13 protein-coding genes are annotated in these 14,240 nt (G+C 72.6%); 8 read left to right on the top strand and 5 right to left on the bottom strand.

Annotation, left to right across the window (positions count from 1 at the left end; translation table 11 throughout):
* Positions 1–28: 28 nt before the first annotated feature.
* Positions 29–538, bottom strand: a complete 510-nt coding sequence (locus tag ACFWAR_RS34415; RefSeq protein ID WP_385786014.1) for a GNAT family N-acetyltransferase — start codon at positions 536–538, stop codon at positions 29–31.
* A 187-nt stretch (positions 539–725) separates the two neighbouring features.
* The gene (locus tag ACFWAR_RS34410) at positions 726–1,922 is read right to left on the bottom strand and encodes a hypothetical protein (RefSeq protein WP_385786011.1); all 1,197 of its coding nucleotides are present in this window, start codon (positions 1,920–1,922) and stop codon (positions 726–728) included.
* A 155-nt stretch (positions 1,923–2,077) separates the two neighbouring features.
* On the opposite strand from ACFWAR_RS34410, the gene ACFWAR_RS34405 reads away from it, so the two are divergent.
* The 3 genes from ACFWAR_RS34405 (at position 2,078) to ACFWAR_RS34395 (ending at position 4,253) form a co-directional block, all read left to right on the top strand.
* A complete protein-coding gene (locus ACFWAR_RS34405) occupies positions 2,078–3,304 on the top strand; it encodes a cytochrome P450 (protein ID WP_385786008.1) in 1,227 nt (408 codons plus the stop codon).
* A gap of 51 nt (positions 3,305–3,355) precedes the next feature.
* Positions 3,356–3,691 (top strand): hypothetical protein, encoded by a 336-nt coding sequence (locus tag ACFWAR_RS34400; protein ID WP_385786005.1) that lies wholly within the window; start codon positions 3,356–3,358, stop codon positions 3,689–3,691.
* 133 nt (positions 3,692–3,824) lie between these two features.
* A complete protein-coding gene (locus ACFWAR_RS34395; protein ID WP_385786002.1) occupies positions 3,825–4,253 on the top strand; it encodes a hypothetical protein in 429 nt (142 codons plus the stop codon).
* 99 nt (positions 4,254–4,352) lie between these two features.
* Here the strand turns inward: ACFWAR_RS34395 and ACFWAR_RS34390 are convergent, their stop codons facing one another.
* The gene (locus ACFWAR_RS34390) at positions 4,353–5,300 is read right to left on the bottom strand and encodes an alpha/beta fold hydrolase (protein WP_385785999.1); all 948 of its coding nucleotides are present in this window, start codon (positions 5,298–5,300) and stop codon (positions 4,353–4,355) included.
* Positions 5,301–5,402: 102 nt separating this feature from the next.
* Between ACFWAR_RS34390 and ACFWAR_RS34385 the strand changes: the two genes are divergently transcribed.
* Entirely contained in the window at positions 5,403–5,843 is a 441-nt protein-coding gene (locus tag ACFWAR_RS34385; RefSeq protein WP_385785997.1) for a DUF2809 domain-containing protein, read from the top strand.
* Here ACFWAR_RS34385 and ACFWAR_RS34380 read toward each other — a convergent pair.
* The gene (locus ACFWAR_RS34380; RefSeq protein WP_385785994.1) at positions 5,791–6,501 is read right to left on the bottom strand and encodes a hypothetical protein; all 711 of its coding nucleotides are present in this window, start codon (positions 6,499–6,501) and stop codon (positions 5,791–5,793) included. The genes ACFWAR_RS34385 and ACFWAR_RS34380 overlap by 53 nt on opposite strands.
* A 476-nt stretch (positions 6,502–6,977) precedes the next feature.
* On the opposite strand from ACFWAR_RS34380, the gene ACFWAR_RS34375 reads away from it, so the two are divergent.
* Entirely contained in the window at positions 6,978–9,017 is a 2,040-nt protein-coding gene (locus tag ACFWAR_RS34375; protein WP_385785991.1) for a M4 family metallopeptidase, read from the top strand.
* Positions 9,018–9,123: 106 nt separating this feature from the next.
* Here the strand turns inward: ACFWAR_RS34375 and ACFWAR_RS34370 are convergent, their stop codons facing one another.
* Positions 9,124–10,116 carry a DMT family transporter gene (locus ACFWAR_RS34370; protein WP_385786057.1) on the bottom strand — a complete coding sequence of 331 codons (993 nt, stop codon included), beginning with the start codon at positions 10,114–10,116 and terminating at the stop codon, positions 9,124–9,126.
* Positions 10,117–10,196: 80 nt separating this feature from the next.
* On the opposite strand from ACFWAR_RS34370, the gene ACFWAR_RS34365 reads away from it, so the two are divergent.
* The 3 genes from ACFWAR_RS34365 to ACFWAR_RS34355 all read left to right on the top strand — a co-directional run bounded on the left by ACFWAR_RS34365 (position 10,197) and on the right by ACFWAR_RS34355 (position 14,118).
* The gene (locus ACFWAR_RS34365) at positions 10,197–11,102 is read left to right on the top strand and encodes a LysR family transcriptional regulator (protein ID WP_385785988.1); all 906 of its coding nucleotides are present in this window, start codon (positions 10,197–10,199) and stop codon (positions 11,100–11,102) included.
* Between the two features lie 148 nt (positions 11,103–11,250).
* Positions 11,251–11,664, top strand: a complete 414-nt coding sequence (locus ACFWAR_RS34360; protein WP_385785987.1) for a rodlin — start codon at positions 11,251–11,253, stop codon at positions 11,662–11,664.
* A gap of 474 nt (positions 11,665–12,138) precedes the next feature.
* Positions 12,139–14,118, top strand: coding sequence for an RICIN domain-containing protein (locus tag ACFWAR_RS34355; protein ID WP_385785984.1), 1,980 nt, complete (start codon positions 12,139–12,141; stop codon positions 14,116–14,118).
* The last annotated feature ends 122 nt before the right edge of the window (positions 14,119–14,240 follow it).

The following is a 14,240-nucleotide window of genomic DNA, read 5'->3' as shown; positions in this document are numbered from 1 at the left end:
CGCCCCGGTCCTCCCCGCCGAGGTGCGGTCAGCCGGACGTGGCCGCGTCGGTCGCGGGAGTCGCCGGAGTCGCGGGAGTCACCGGGGCGGTCGGGGCCATGTCGTACGTCACCCACATCGTGCGGGTGGCCACTTGGTCGTACTTGGACCGGGCCCGGTGGTTGTCGTCGGCGGTGATCCAGCGCACCACGCTCCAGCCCTGGTCCGCGGCCGTCGCGCGCAGGGCGTCGAGCAGCAGGTCTGCCGCTCCCGAACCGCGGTGCTCGGGTGCGACGAACAGGTCGTCGAGGAAGCAGCCGACGGTGGCCGAGAGCGGCCGGGCGAACGGACGGTAGTGCGCGAGCCCGACGAGCCGCCCCGCCGCGTCCTCGGCCACCAGGGCGCCGACCTCGTGCGCGGGATCGTTCACCCACGCCCACACCGTCGCGGCGGCGGCCTCCGTCTGCTCCACCGCGTAGAAGTCGGCGTAACCGCGGTAGAGGGCGCGCCACTGGGCGAAGTCGCCGGGCCGGGGCGCGCGGACGGTGATGTCGGGCATGGTGGGGAACTCCTGTACGTGACGGCGGGCGGCGGGCGGACCCGCCCTCCGGTCCGGGGCCTGGGCATCGATCATCGCGCGACGCGACCGCGAGGGCACGCACCGCCCTGTCGAACTGCGCGCCCCCGGGCCGCCACCGTGGACGGGGCGCCCGGCGCGCCGCGGCGTGTACGGACCCGCCCCCTGTCTACGGCTGAGGGGGGATCAGCGCCCGGAACCGGGCCGCCGCCCGCTCGGCCACGGCCTCCACGTACGGCACGTAGGCGTCCGGGTCCGCGTGGTCGGCCATCGGGAAGGCCACGGGACCGGTGTGCCCGGGGGCGTCGAAGGCGACGATCTCGTGGTGGACCAGCTGCTCGGCGAAGCGTTCGGGGTCCCTCGTGGACCAGCTGTAGCGATAGCCGTAGCCCCCCGTGGGGATCTTCGACCGGCTCTCCGTCGCGAAAGCGTACGCGGCGGATCGGCTCGCGACGAAGATCGCGTCGGCGGGCAGGTGCAGCAGGTAGAGCCACCTGTTCGCGTCAACGGACCCCGGCGGCACGTCCGGTGGGGTCCTGAGCCGCCCGGTGTCGGGCAGGTCCGACCAGTCGAAGTGGATCCACCACCCGTGGAGCACCTCGCCGGGACGGCCCCTGATGGTCTCGATGCCGGGCCTGCCCGCGGCCTCCAGCGCCGCGGCCGCCTCGGCGATCGCCCCGAGGACCCGCCGCAGGGCCAGTGCCTCCGCCTGCCGGTTGCGGACCGAGGCGCGCACGCCCGCCCACCACGCGGCGGGGTCGCCCACGGCCTCCCGGACCTCCTCGGGCCAACGCGCGGGAGCGTCCCCCCGGGCCGCCAGCTCGCGGGGGGTGGGACCGCCGGCCAGGGGACGGTCGGCGACGGCCTGTCGGGCCTCCCACCGCCTGAACCGGGCCACGACCTCCTGCCACCGTCGCTCCTTCTCCTGGTACGCCCGTCGCGTGACGTCGCGCGCGCGGGCTTCCCGAGCGGCCAGGCGCGCCTCGATGACGTCCCGGACCGGTCGGTAGACGGCCGCGGCGGCCCGCACCCGCGCCAGGAAGTCCGCTCGGGAGGCGTCGTACCCCGCCCGAGCGCGTCGACGCGTCACCACGGAGTCCCATCTCCGGATGCGGCGCTGCGCCCGTCCCAGCAGCAGTTCCGCCTCGGCGATCCGCCGCACGAGCAGGGCGGCGGCCGTGGTCCAGGCCTTGACCTCCTCGGGAGTGCCGTCCACGTCGATCTCCCGGGGCGGCCAGGTCCGCCAGGAGCCGAGCGCGCGTGCGGAGTCGTCCGCGGGCCGGTCCGGCCCGCCGGGGAAGAGGTACACCGTGACGTCGAGCTCCTCACCGAGCCGACCGCCCGCGTACGGGATGCGTAAGGCCATTGCCCCACCATGGCAGGTCCGGTGGCGCCGGTGGTGCTTCGCGCGCGCCGGGTCCGCCGTCGCGACGCGCCCTTCCGGTCGGGCCCGGCGTCCGGCAGGATGCCCGGTGCGCGCGGGGCCGCTCCCGGGCGCCGACCGTGGGACGGGGGCTCTGTGTGTCAGCAGGTCACGAGCAGGCGCTGCGGGACGCGTTCTACCAGGACCCCTATCCCCGTTACGCCCTTGCCCGGCGGGCCGAAGGACTGACCTGGCTGCCGGAGGCCGACGCCTGGCTGGTCGCGCGAGAGGCGGACGTGCGCGAAGTCCTGCGCCGCGACGCGGACTTCTCCTCCGCGAACGCGCTCCTGCCGGACGTCCCGCTGTCGGAGGCCGCGCTCGGCGTCCTCCCGCGCGGGTTCGGACCGCGGCCGACGGTGGTCTCCACGGACGGGACCGCCCACCACCGCCTCCGGGCCCCGCTGAACCGGGGCCTGTCCTCCGCCCGGATCACGGCGCTGCTGCCGTACGCGCGGGAGCGGGCGCGCGAGCTGGTGGACGCCTTCGCCGCCGACGGCTCGGCCGAGTTGGTCCAGGCGTACGCCCGGAAGCTGCCCGGGCTGGTCATCGGGCACCTCATCGGGCTGGAGCCCGAGGACGCCCTCGCCGCGGTCCACGGCGGCTACCGCGCCGAGGAGTTGTTCTTCCGGCCGCTGACGCCGCAGGAGCAGGCCGCCGCCGCGCGGGACGTGGTGGCGCTCCAACACCTGTTGGACGGCTACGTCCGCGACCGACGGGCCCGTCCACGCGAGGACCTGTGCTCGGACCTCGTGGCGGCCCTGGCGCCGGGGGAGGGCGAGTTGACCCTGGAGCAGCGTCACGAACTGGTGGCCAACCTGCAGAACCTGCTGATCGCCGGATTCCTGACGACGAGCGCGCTGATCTCCACGGCGTTGCTGCACCTGCTCGGCGACCGGGACCAGTGGCGGTCGCTCTGCTCCGATCCGGAGTCGATCCCCTCCGCCGTGGAGGAATGCGCCCGCTTCGATCCCCCCATCCAGGCCTTCCGCCGGATCACGACCCGGTCGGTGACGCTGGGCGGGACCCCACTGCCCCCGGGCGCCGCGGTGCTCGTCGCCTACGCGTCCGCCAACCGCGACGACCTGCGGCACGCGGCGGCCGACCGCTTCGACATCCGACGGCCCGCGGACCGGCGTCACCTCGGCTTCGGCCACGGACCGCACAACTGCCCGGGCTCCCGCCTGGCACGCGCCCAGCTCCACCTGACGCTGGAGCTGTTCTCGCAGACCCTTCCCGGTCTGCGGCTGGACCCGGACCGGCCACCTCCGCCCATGCTCCCGACACTCATCCACCGCTCGCCCCGGACGCTCCACGTGACCTGGTGAGCGTCCGACGGAACAGCCGAACCGACCGACGAAACCATCGGAGGGACTCCCATGCGCGACCGCGCACGACCGACTTCCCTGCTCGCCGCACTCACCGCGCCGCTCCTGCTCACGGGGGCGGTCGCCGCGGTGCCCATCGCGCTCGCCACTCCGGCGAGCGCCGCCCCGCACGGCTGCCAGTCGACGAAGCTGGACCACGCCACGGCCAGCTCGACCTGCCACTACGGACCCGGCCAGCAGCGCGTGGTGATCACCTGCCTGGACGGGGTCAACGGGGAGAGGTACACCTTCTACGGCCCGTGGGCGCAGTGGTACCAGAACTCGAAGGCCTCGTGCGCGGCCGCGTACCGGCAGAACATCTCCTACATCACGATTGAAGTGCGCTGACCTGCGGTTCTATGCGGAGCAGCGGTGGTGGGGGAGTGCCGTGTGCGGATGCGGCGTCGAGGGGCCTGTGCGAGGTTGGTACGAGTGGGGGCTGGACGGGGGGTGTCTTCTTCCCCGAAGGGGTGCATCACAGATGAACCGACTTCTCGCCACTGCCGTGAGCACGGCCGCCGCAGCGCTTCTCGTGACCGGCGGGGCCGCCTCGGCCTTCGCCGCCGCGCCGACCGACGACGCGACGAACAAACTGTGCAGCAGCCTGACCGAACTCAAGGCCGACAACGCGAAGTTGCGTACGCTCGACCCGGCGACCGCGACCAAGGACCAGATCAAGAGCGCGCACAACGCCGTTCAGGACGACTGGAAGACCGTCGCCGAATCCACCGCGCAGTTCAACGCCGCTCAGAAGGACGCGGTGAAGTCCGCGGCCGACGCCGTGAAGAAGACGTACGACGGCCTGCCCGGGGACACCACCGGCGCCGACGCCCTGACCAAGCTCACGCCCGACCTGCAGAAGCTCGACACGGCCGTGGCCAGTGCCCAGTCCGGGCTGAAGTGCGGCTGATCCGACCCTCCACCAGGCCTGCCGGGCCCGCCACGGGACCTGCCACCGACGGCGGTGGTTCGATCGCGCACCGCGATCGGGCCGCCGCCGTCCGTGTTCTCAGCCCGCCAGGAGGGTCCGGATTTCCCGGGCGAGGGCGTCCGGGGCCGTGGCCGGCACCATGTGGTCGGCGTCCGGCAGGATCACGTGACGCCCGTGCGCGGACCGCCCGGCCCGGTGGGCGTGGGAGGCCGTGGCCCGCTCGCGCACGCGGGGCGGCATGCCGATCGAAGGGCGACCCGCGGAGACCACGAGGAGGGGGATCTCCCCGAGGTCCGGCGGGGTGTCGAGGAGGGCCTGGAGATCGCCCCGGGTGTCCTCCAGCTCACGGCCCCGCGTGCGCATCGCGGCGACGGTGTAGCCCTCGGCCCGCATGTCGGCGGCCGCGTCGGCGGGCAGGGCGGCGGTGAGCGAGCGGTAGGCCGGGCCGAGCAGCCCGATCCGGGCCAGCAGGGTGCTGACGCCCTGGCCGATCCGTTCCTGGCGCCGCATCTCGGGGCGGAGCAGCAGGTCACAGGACTCGTCGGCGGGGTCCACGAGCACCAGGGCGGCGATCCGCCCCGGGCGGGCCGCCGCGGCCAGCCGGACGAGGGGCCCGCCCCAGCTGTGCCCGACCAGGAGGAACGGGCCGGGCCCGAGGTGGTCGAGCAGGTCGCCCAGGTCGCGCGCCAGGCGGTCCAGGCGCCGCGGACCGGGGTCGGGGGCGCTGCGACCGAGTCCGCTGCGGTCGTAGACGACGGCGGGAGCGAAGGCCGACACGGCCACCTGGACGGGCGCCCAGTAGGAGCGTCCCGCCGCCAGACCCCCCTCGAAGACCACGGTCGGCAGCGCGGCCGCGGCCCCGTCCGGGGCGTCGGGGCCCGCGAGCCGCTGGTAGAAGAGGCCGCGGCCGTCCCTGGTGGGCGCCAGACCGGCCTCCCCCTGACTGTGCGCGGAGCCGCCGGGCCCGGGACCGGTCGCCGCCCGCCCCCGCCCCGCGTCCTGACCCCGCCCTTGCGCCCGCCCCATCCGGATCACCCTCCTCGTACGTCACTGACCACGGACCACCCGCCACCAGGGCGGGTTAGGTAACCCTAACCACTGGGTCGGGCCGCCGCCTAGGATGACGCCGTGCCCCTCGTACCCGGAAGCCGCACGGTCGCCGCCCCCGCACGGACCCGCCTCGTGGCGGCCGCCGCTGCCGCGGCAACGGTGAGCGCGGGGCTGGGGCTCCGGTCCGTGGCGGGCGGGGAGGTGGCCAAGTACGGCGGCGACGCCCTCTACACGGTCATGCTGCTCGCGCTCGTCGTCGTGGTCGCGCCGCGTACGACGCCCCCGCGGGCCGCCGCGATCGCGCTGGCCGCGAGTTGGGCGATCGAGTTCCTCCAACTCGGCCCGCTGCCGGCGGAGCTGGCGCGGCGCAGCGCCGTGGCCCGTCTCGTCCTCGGTTCCACCTTCAACGCCCCGGACCTGCTCTGGTACGCGGTCGGGGCCGCGGTCGGCTGGTGCGTCCACGCCGTCATACGGCGATCGGGACCTCCTCGATCCAGCAGTCGACCGACTTCGCGGTGATCACGGCCCGGGCCTCCTCGGCATCGGCCCGGGTCAGGAAGGCCCCCGCCGCGGTGACCTCGGGTCCCTCGGGGCGCGTCTCCCGTGTCATGAGGACGCAGATGTGGCGGTGGCGCTCGCGCCGGATCGTGGTGTTCTCCCGCGCCGCGAGCGCCTCGACGAGTTCCCGGGCCGAGGCGATGTCGAGGCCGGGATCGACACCGGCGAGCGGCTGGGTGGGCCAGGCGAACGGCCTTCCGGGGTAGAACGTGTTGAAGAAGCTCTGCTGCGTGCGCTGGAGCACTCCTTCGGTCCAGCCGACGGCCATGGCGGCCACGTAGTCGCGATCGCCCTCGCTCTCCAGGACGAAGACGCGGTCCTCCCTGCCGAAGCGCATGCCGGCGTGTTCGGCCTTCACCCGCTCGGTCTCGGTCCCGGTCGCGCACCTGACGGCCAAGCCGCGGTAGCCGGTGCTGATCTTCACCGCGCAGACGGGCTTGAAGAGCAGGTCGATCGTCGTTTCGGGCTCGCCGGGATCATCGGGTCGGCCGGAGCTGCGCATCAGGAGTTGGCTGTGGCTCGCCGTGAAGGCCAAGAGGTGGAAGTTGCGCTCGCTGCGGAAGAGCTCCTTGCCGGGGGCGAAGTGGTGGTCGCGGTTGAGCCAGGTGCTGTCCGTCATGGGCCGACGATCTCCGTACCGCCCGTGGGGGTCAAATCGTTTGTTCCGCCGGGGCGGCACCTGGCGCGACGGCTCCCGCGATCACACCGGTCAAGTCCTGCGCAGATCAAGACTGTTTGACGCTTGATGCCGAACGTTTTACCTGAATGCGCAAGACGGAGCCGAGTGTCAGGATCTGGTCAAATCCTGTCCGACATGGGCCAGTTGAGATCCATGGGCGCCGATTCGCGCCGCCCCGACGTGTCCGCTCGCCGGTCGCCACCCATCGGAATCCGGACATGTTTCGGCCGATACATGGCGTGTCCATGGCGATCATGAAGATCGCTGGCAACCTCTCCCCATCCCCAACAGCACCACCAGAGCCAGGTCTCCCATCAGCACCGTCAGCACCACGGGAAACCATCGGCTCTGCCCGGCGGGCGGGCCCCGTCCCGGCCGCCGATTCGCTCCACCCCCCACACTTCGAAGGAGTCCGCGTGAAGTCCACGCACCGCCGGAACGCCACCGCCACCGGCGCCCTGCTCGCAGCCGCCGCCCTGTTGACCGTCGGCGTCCAGGCCGGCAGCGCCAGCGCGCAGCCCGAACCGTCCGCGCACACGAACGTCCCCGGTGGCGCACCCGTGCGCAACCCGGGCGCACTGCCCGCTCAGCTCACCCCGAGCCAGCGCGCGGAGCTCATAGCCAAGGCGCAGGGCACCACGGCCGCCACGGCCAAGGAACTCGGTCTCGGCGCGCAGGAGAAGCTCCTGGTCCGTGACGTGGTCAAGGACCAGGACGGCACCACCCACACCCGGTACGAGCGTACGTACGAGGGTCTCCCCGTCCTCGGCGGCGACCTGGTCATCAGCCGCACCACCGCGGACCGCACGCAGAGCGTGAGCAAGGCGTCCGCCGCCCAGCTGCAGGGCGTCTCCACCTCCGCCCCGGCCGACGCGCCGGCGGCGGCCTCCGCGAAGGCCCTCGACGCCGCGAAGTCGATCGGTTCCAAGGCCGACAAGGCCGACGCCGCTCCCCGCAAGGTCGTGTGGATGGCGAACGGCGCGGCGACGCTGGCCTACGAGACCGTCATCGGCGGCCTCCAGGACGACGGGACCCCCAACAAGCTCCACGTCATCACCGACGCCAGGACGGGCGCGAAGCTCCACCAGTGGCAGGGCATCGAGACCGGTGTCGGCAACACCCACTACAGCGGCCAGGTCACCCTCGGCACCTCCGCGTCCGGTGCGAACTACACGCTGACCGACGCCGGCCGCGGCGGCCACAAGACGTACAACCTCAACCGCGGCACGTCGGGCACGGGCACGCTCTTCAGCCAGTCCAGCGACACCTGGGGCAACGGGGCCAACTCCAACGCCGCCACCGCGGGCGCGGACGCCGCCTACGGCGCCGGGGTCACCTGGGACTTCTACAAGAACGTCCTCGGGCGCTCCGGGATCCGCGGCGACGGCGTCGCCGCCTACTCCCGCGTCCACTACGGGAACGCCTACGTCAACGCGTTCTGGGACGACGACTGCTTCTGCATGACCTACGGCGACGGAACGGGCAACAACGACCCGCTGACCTCGCTGGACGTCGCCGGCCACGAGATGACGCACGGCGTCACCGCCGCCACCGCGGGTCTGGAGTACAGCGCCGAATCGGGCGGCCTGAACGAGGCGACCTCCGACATCATGGGCACGTCCGTGGAGTTCTACGCGAACAACCCCAGCGCGCCGGGCAACTACCTCATCGGCGAGCAGATCAACATCAACGGCGACGGCACTCCGCTGCGCTACATGGACAAGCCGAGCAAGGACGGCGGTTCCGCGGACGCGTGGTACTCCGGCGTCGGCAACCTCGACGTCCACTACTCCTCGGGCCCGGCCAACCACTGGTTCTACCTGGCCTCCGAGGGCTCCGGCGCCAAGACGGTCAACGGGGTCAGCTACAACTCGCCGACCTCCGACGGCCTGCCCGTCACCGGCATCGGCCGGGACAAGGCGCAGCTCATCTGGTACAAGGCCCTCACCAGCAAGTTCAACTCCAGCACGGACTACGCGGGTGCCCGCGCCGGGACGATCGCCGCGGCGACCGAGCTGTACGGCGCCGCCAGCACCGAGGTCAAGAACGTGACCGACGCCTGGGCTGCCGTCAACGTGGGCGCGCGTTCGGGTGGCACCACCACCCCGGGGAAGGTCTTCGAGAGCACGACCCGGGTGGCCATCCCGGACTCGCCCGGCCCGGCGGTCACCTCGTCGGTCTCCGTCAGCGGGGTCACCGGCAACGCGCCGAGCGCCCTCAAGGTCGGCGTGAAGGTCACGCACACCTACATCGGCGACCTCCAGATCGACCTCGTGGCCCCCAACGGGACGTCGTTCCGCCTGCAGAACTCCTCGTCCGACTCCACGGCGAACCTGGACAAGACCTTCACGGTCAACGCCTCGGCCGTGGCGGCCAACGGGACCTGGAAGCTGAAGGTCCAGGACAAGGGAGCCGCCGACGTCGGCACGATCACCGACTTCAAGCTCACCTTCTGACACGCACCGATCAGCCGAACGGCCCACCGGCCGCGCCGTGAGGTGCCGTGACATGACGTGAAGGAGATGCCCGGAGCCTCCCCAGGCCCCGGGCATCTCGGCCATGTCAGGTGTCGGTGGCGGTGGCGGTGGCGGCGGCGCTGACGGGCGCGTCGTCCTCCCCGCCGGTGCGTGCTCCTGCCGTGCCGGTGGGCGGGGTCGGGTCGGTCCGGTGGGCGCGTTCGATGTTCTGGCCCCAGTAGGTGCCGGCGACCATCAGCAGGGCGCCGAGAGCGGCCCACGGGGTGAGCCGTTCCCCGCCGAGGCCGATGCCCATGGCGACGGCCCAGATCGGTTCGGTGCCGAGCAGCAGGCTGGCCCGACTGGCGGAGGTGCGTTGTACGGCCCACGTCTGCGCGAGGAAGGCGAACACGCTGCAGAACAGGGCGAGATAGGCCAGCTGGGCCCAGGTGGTGACGCCGCTGTGGACGAGGTCGGGCAGGTGGACGGCGGCGAGCGGCAGGAACAGGGCCGAGCCGACGACCGTCTGCACGGTCGTGAGGTGCAGCGGGTCCACGGCACGGCGCGCGGTGAGCCGGCCGACGAGAACGACGTGCCCGGCCCGGACGAGCGCCGCGGCGAGCATCAACGCGTCCCCGGTGCGCAGCGCGTGCAGCCCGGTGCTGGAGGTGAGCAGCCCGACGGCCACGACGCAGACACCGGCGGCGAGGAAGAAGGTCCCCGGCAGTCGGCGGCCGCCCGCCCGGTCCAGCAGCGGGGTCAGCAGGGGCGTCAACACGATGGTCAGGCTGATGATCAAACCGGCGTTCGCGGCGCTGGTGTGCGCCACCCCGTACGTCTCCAGCACGAGCACGGCCGCCTGGGTGACTCCCAGCAGCGACCCGACGCGTACCTCGGCACGGGTCCAGCGGGCGCGGCCGCGGGTGCGGCAGCGTACGGCCACCAGGGCCGCGCACGCGAGAGCGGACAGCGCGTACCGGGCGAACAGGACCGCCGGCACCGGGAGGGCGACGGTGGCCGTCTTGGCCGCGAGGTAGCTGGAACCCCAGACCAGCGCGACGAGGAAAAGTACCGCATCGGTGCGGCGGGCGACATGCATGCCGCCACGCTGCCCCACCAGCACGTTGAAGGCCACGACCAATCTCTTAACCTACGGTGTAGCGCCACTACAATGTGGGCGTGGACGAACGGCAGCTGCGCATCCTGCGCGAACTCGGAGACCTGGGCAGCGTCAGCGCCGTCGCCGAGGCACTGCACGTGACGCCGTCCGCGATCTCGCAGCAACTGCGACTGCTGCAGCGTTCGATTCCCGTCCCGCTCACCGAACGCGCCGGACGCCGGGTGGTGCTGACCGAAGCGGGCCAGGCCCTGGCCGGGGCGGCCGTCGAGGTCGAGACCGCCCTGGCCCGGGCCCGGAACACGATCAGCGACTTCGCGGAACAGCCCGACGGCGACGTGTCGGTGGCCGCCTTCCACAGCGCGGCGTCCGCGTTCTTCCCGCTGCTGCTCAGCGGCCTCGCCGGTCCCGGGCGCCCGCGCCCCGTACTCGCCGACGAGGACGTCCCCCAGGACCGTTTCCCCACCCTCACCCGTGACTACGATCTCGTTCTCGCCCACCGGCTCGACCACGGCCCGCCCTGGCCGCGGACGGTGGCCTCGGCGACGCTGCTGCGCGAGCCCCTCGACGTCGCCCTGCCGGTCGGTCATCCGCTGGCGGCCAAGGCGCGGCTCACCCCGCGGGACGTGGCGGACCAGCCGTGGATCACGGTGCACGACGGCTTCCCCCTGATGTCCACCATCGAGGCCATCGCCGCCGTGGCCAACCGCCGACTCGACATCGTCCACCGCATCAACGAGTTCGCGGTGGTCGCCGAGGTCGTCGCCGCCGGGGGAGGCCTGGCGCTGATGCCCCGCTGGACGGCCGGGCCGCACCCCGCCGTCGTCCTGCGGCCCCTGAGCGGGGTGCGCGCCCGGCGCGACATCGACGTCCTGCACCGGCCCGAGCGCACCGCGCGCAGGGCTGTGCGCACGGTCCTCGCCGAGTTGCGCCGGGCCGCGGCGCTGATCCGCGGTCGCGGCCGCTGAGCGTCGATCGCACGGCCGACGCGGCTCCTCGTGTACGGCATCGAACGAGGGCCCGGCGGTGGGCTGTTCAGGCGGATCACAGACACCTACGGCCGGTCCCGTCGTTGATCGAGACGTCATTGACCGTGCACTCGTAGAAGGACCTGTGATGTTCAACAAGATTCTGGCCACCGCCGCCGCGACCGCGTCCATCCTCGGAGCGGGCGCCGCCGTGGCCGCCCCGGCCATGGCGATCGGCAACGACGACGGGATCAACACCGTCAACGGCAACGGTGCTTCCCAGGTCTACGGCAACCAGAAGACCGCCGGCAACCAGAGCCCGCAGCTCAGCCTGGTCCAGGGCTCCGCCAACAAGCCCTGTGTCGGACTGCCCGTGAAGGTCAACGCCCAGTCGCTGGTCGCGATCATCGCCAACGTCGGCGTCCAGGACATCCCCGTCCTGTCGAACCCGATGAACCAGCAGTGCACCGAGAACTCCACCCAGGCCAAGGGCGACGAGCCGCTCTCGCACATCCTGGACAACATCCCGGTCCTGTCGGGCAACGCCTCCCTCAACAGCTGATCCGTCGCCCTCCCGACGGGCCGGGGCGTCGGCCGCCTGCACGAGTGCGGCCGGCGCCCCGGCCCCGTCCGGGTGTCGACGTCGACCGGAGGCCGGCGTTCCTCACGGGCGGTGACGGAGGGAATTCGACAGGTAGTAATTAGGTGAATTCCTGACTGAATTCTCGTCAATAGCACTCCGCTTCGTATTTCATTTCGATAACGACTGCCCCTATAAGGCCTGGACCAATGCGACGTGACGCGCGTAACTGGCCTTGTTTTATTGGGTGGTGATGGTTCGTCAAATTCGACGAGCAGGTAACGGAATGATTTCTTGAGGTGCGGCCCCTCTTTGTCCGAATTCTCCGCCGCGTTCGTCTGGCAGGCTTCCGCGCACCCACTCATCCGATCCACAGTTGAGGTGCGCATGACAGGACGACGTAGACGGCGGGAGCATCGCCGCAAGCCCCGGAGGCTGATACTCCTCACCGCCGCCATGAGCACGGCGGCGGTGATCGCCGTAGGCATCGCCTACTCCGGCATGGGCGACGGCGCCCAGGCCGTGCCCGTACGGGCCGCCGAAGGGGCCGCCGCCGCCCCGGCCGCGGCGCCCGCCCGGGACCAGGAGCCCAAGCCCCTCGCGGCCGCGCCCGCCAACGAGAGCGCGCGAGGCATGGTCTACGACGGTCTCGACCCCGCGCCGGGAGGCGACCGGTGCGCCGGCGTCTACCGGACCAGCACCGGGCTCTGTACCCACGGGCCCGACGCCCCGCCCAAGGGCGTCGACATCACGAAGGACATCCAGCCCGCGGTCAAGTCCGCGGCGCCGGCGGCCGATCCGGCCCGCCCGCAGGCCGACGACCCGGCGAGCTCGGAAGGCGGCGGACGTCCCGAGGACGCGCCCGCCGCCGACGCCGGTCGCGCCGCCGACAAGTCCGCGGCGCCCGCGCCCTCGGCCGCGGGTCGGGCCGTCGCCGCCGGTCCCGCAGGCCAGACCGTCCAGTGCGACGGCGACGGCAGCACGGGCAACCGGGTCCAGGTCGTGTACGTCCACGGACCGGGCCGCGACCGCTACTCCGAGTACGTCGCCTCGTTCCGCAAATGGGCGGCCGACGCCGACCTCATCTACGCGACGAGCGCCCAGGAGACCGGCGGGATCCGCCACATCCGCTACGTCACGGCCGCCGACTGCACCCCGACCGTGGTCAACATCGAGCTGCCCGACTCCGCCCTGGCCGAGTTCAGCTCGACCAACACCGCCCTCGCCGGCAAGGGGCTCGATCGCCGGGACCGCAAGTACATGATCTTCGCGGACACCCAGGTCTACTGCGGGATAGGCACCTTCAACGGCGACGAGCGGCCCGGCCAGGCCAACATCAGCAACTTCGGCCCCTCGTACGGGCGCACGGATTCCGGCTGCTGGGGCGGTCACACCGCGGCGCACGAGCTCGGCCACAATCTGGGAGCGGTCAACAACAGCGCTCCGAACACCAGCCGTGGCGCACACTGCACCGACGAGTTCGACGTCATGTGCTACTCGGACACGCCCTACTACCCGCAGATGCGCAACGTCTGCACCAATCAGGCGTCCGAGAACATCCTGGACTGCAACCACGACGACTACTTCCACACGAGCCCCAAGGCCGGCAGCTACCTCGCCACGCACTGGAACATCGCCGACAACCAGTTCCTGATGCGCAGCCAGGGCGGCGGCGGCACGGACCCCGGCCCGAACCCGGGTCCCACGCCGACCAAGAAGCCGACGCCCACGCCGACCAAGAGCCCCACGGGCGGCCCCGACGTGACGGTGGGGCAGATCCAATCGGACTCCGCCGTCGTGAACTGGCCCAAGGTCGAAGGCGCCGCCTGGTACCAGGTCCTGCTGAACGGCAAGCACCTGGGCTGGGTCCAGTCGCCCGTGCTGCGCGTCTACAACCTGCGGCCCGACACCGCGTACACGGTCGCCGTCTCCGTCCGCGACAGCGCCGGCCGGGACACGGGACCGGGCAGGGCCGCGTCCTTCCGCACGAAGGGCACGGGCGGCGGCGCGACGACACCCGGCGCCCGCTACCTGCTCGGCAACGGCAGCACCGGCATGAACGCCGAGGTCTGGGGCGGACGCGCCGCCGACGGGACCGTGCTCGTCGGGGCCCGCTCCAACGGGTACGCCCAGCAGCAGTGGTACTTCGACGACGCGGGGGGCGGACTGGTCCGCATCCGTTCCGCGGTCTCCGGCAAGTGCCTGCAGCCGGGCAGTGCTCCGGCCGCCGGGGTGTGGGTCGCCCAGCAGCCGTGCGGCGGCGCCGCGCAGGCCTGGAAGCTCACCTCCCGGGGCGCCGCGGTGACCGTCACCGACGCGAGCGGCGGCTTCGCGCTGACCGTGAGCAGCCGCCCCTACTACGGGAACTGGCTGCTGGACCTCCAGCGCGCGGACGGCCGCGCCGCACAGTCCTGGACCGCACAGAAGGTCGGCTGACCCTCTCCGAGGCCCGCCCGGAATCCCCTCCCGGGGGGGGGCCCCCCCCCCCGGGCCCCCCCCGGGGCCCCCCCCCCCCCCCCCCCCCCCCCCCCCCCCCCACCCCCCCCCCAAAAAAAACA

This window comes from Streptomyces sp. NPDC059917, from assembly GCF_042730635.1.
Taxonomy (GTDB): Bacteria; Actinomycetota; Actinomycetes; order Streptomycetales; family Streptomycetaceae; genus Streptomyces.
The sequence above is the reverse complement of the archived record's forward strand: the minus strand, read 5'-3'. Positions and strand labels throughout refer to the sequence as shown.